At 70.3% G+C, this 543-nt stretch carries 1 pseudogene; it reads right to left on the reverse strand.

The features are described 5' to 3' along the window. A pseudogene (locus IE260_RS41215) lies at positions 1 to 543 on the reverse strand (ISL3 family transposase); the annotation flags it as partial.

Below are 543 nucleotides of genomic sequence, written 5' to 3' on the forward strand. Positions count from 1 at the left end.
GATGGTCTTGGCCATGCTGGCCAGGGCCGGGAGGCGGGAGGTGCTGAGTCGGTCGAGCCAGGCGGGCAGCAGGGTGGCGTCCTGGGTGTCGAGCATGGTGTCGAACTCGCGGACCAGCTCGTGGGTGTGCCGTAGTTCCGGGCAGTGTTCCAGGAGGCGGGAGAGCCGCTCGCGGACGTGGAGGCTGCGCTGGTCGGGGCCGGTGGCGATCCAGCGGGCGACTTCCCGCGGTGTGGGTGCCCGTTCGTGTACTTCTTCCAGAGGAAGGCCACGGCGCAGGGGTTGAACGGCGAGTTTCACCTGCTGGTAATGGCCCCGGTAGCCCTTGGCGGCGATCTCCTGATGGAGGGCGAGGGCGTTGTGCTCGCCCTCGTCCCAGCGCTGGCGCAGGTAGCCGAGATACGGGTCGAGCGGTGTGGGCCTGCGCGGGTAGCGGCGCCGGATGCACTCCTGCCAGGTCGTGGCCCGCGCGTACTTGCGCACGGTGCGCCGGTTCAGTCCCAGCTCGCGGGCGATGGAGTGGTAGCTGCGGCCAGGGGCGGT

This window comes from Streptomyces viridiviolaceus (assembly GCF_014650995.1).
Classification (GTDB): Bacteria; Actinomycetota; Actinomycetes; order Streptomycetales; family Streptomycetaceae; genus Streptomyces; species Streptomyces viridiviolaceus.